Annotated in this window: 2 protein-coding genes; both read right to left on the bottom strand. The window is 38.7% G+C overall.

Annotation, left to right across the window (positions count from 1 at the left end; translation table 11 throughout):
- Window positions 1-30 precede the first annotated feature (30 nt).
- Complete coding sequence (locus BW980_RS22085) at window positions 31-1,014, bottom strand: ISAon1 family transposase (RefSeq protein ID WP_076457315.1); 984 nt, start codon at window positions 1,012-1,014, stop codon at window positions 31-33.
- A complete protein-coding gene (locus tag BW980_RS22080; protein ID WP_076457314.1) occupies window positions 1,010-1,363 on the bottom strand; it encodes an ISAon1 family transposase N-terminal region protein in 354 nt (117 codons plus the stop codon). Before BW980_RS22080 ends, BW980_RS22085 begins: the two co-directional genes overlap by 5 nt.
- Between the last annotated feature and the right edge of the window lie 62 nt (window positions 1,364-1,425).

Raw genomic sequence — 1,425 nt, 5'->3', positions numbered from 1 at the left:
ATCAAGTCATAAAGTTGTGGGATTTTATCTTTAGGCAAAAATATTAGTTAACCTAAATAAGAAGAACTCTACGTTTCTAACACCTCTGAATTGAGCTCTGAAGGCTTTTATTTTGGCATTGAATGATTCTGCCGAAGCATTTGTACTCCTGTTGTCAAAGTAGTTGAGTATATTTTTGTAATGAACGGACATAGTTCTGGCAATAGTGTTGAAGCTTTTAAATTTGGCCTGTCTTACTTTTTCATCCCATTTCGCTAAGCGCATCAGCGCGGAGGTCTTGTCTTTTGTGTTGCTGAATATCCAAGATAGGTTTTGGCATAATCCATATGCTTTTTCCAGGTCGGGATAGCGTTCAAAAAGTATTTCTGCTCTTTTAGCTTGGTTTTCGGTCCATTTGTTACTGGATTTATATAATAAATATCTACTTCTGGCCAAGAGTTGTTTTAATGTATCTCCATTGGATAGTAATACCGGTGTGTATTTTAAGGTTTTGCCCCTAGTGTTTTCTATAGCGTCATTTTCGATATTCAGTGCTTCCCACCTATGTTTAATCCTAATTTCCTGTAATGCATCCAAGGCCAATTTTTGAACATGGAACCTGTCTATGACCAGTGTGGCGTTCGGGAATGATTTTTTAACGATCAGTCCCATATTGCCCGCCATGTCCAAGGTGACCTCCTTGACCTTCTTTCGTTGCTTTAAAGGAATCTTATGTAGTATTGTTATAACAGCTTCCGCTTTGGTTCCTTTGACCATGGTAACGATAGCTCCTTTCTTTCCTTTTGCTTTTTTATTGGTTAGAACGGTGTATAGATCGCCATTGGAAAAAGCAGTTTCATCCAGAGATAGATGGCTTCCTATATTGTTCGGGAACAACGTCCATTGTTTTGCGTGCGATCTTTGGTTCCAGGAGTTGAAATCGCTTAAGTGATTTTTGTATTGTCGTTGTAGACTTCTAGGGTTTACACCATAGAACTTCGCTACGACCGCCGTGCTGGAAGCGTTGTTACTAATGGATTTCTTTTAAAAAAGAAGCGAACTCACTAGTGATCCTAGTTCCTTTTGCTACTAATTGCCAATCTCTTGTAACCACATTACCTGTAGATTCATCAAGCCATCTACGCCGTGTTATATGAAGAAATACATTCTTGCCGCGTATCGGGAAGTCCTGAACGGTAGCTTCCGGAAAGAAACCTTTGGAATGGAGTTTGACTCCGGTCGACTCCCTGGGAATATCGTTTAGTTCCGTGAAATAAAAGTGTATTTCTTCGTCTATAACTTCATGTTTGGTCAAATCAAAATAAGTCACAAGAACTTCAGGTAATAATAATTTGGCTATAGATGATAGTGAATCTGAAAGCATTTAACTTTTTGGATTCAAAGATCGGCCAATTTTAACCTCTCCACAACTTTTTGTGTTGAGCC

Source organism: Zobellia uliginosa, assembly GCF_900156625.1.
GTDB lineage: Bacteria > Bacteroidota > Bacteroidia > Flavobacteriales > Flavobacteriaceae > Zobellia > Zobellia uliginosa.
This window is presented reverse-complemented; position numbering and strand designations above follow the sequence as displayed.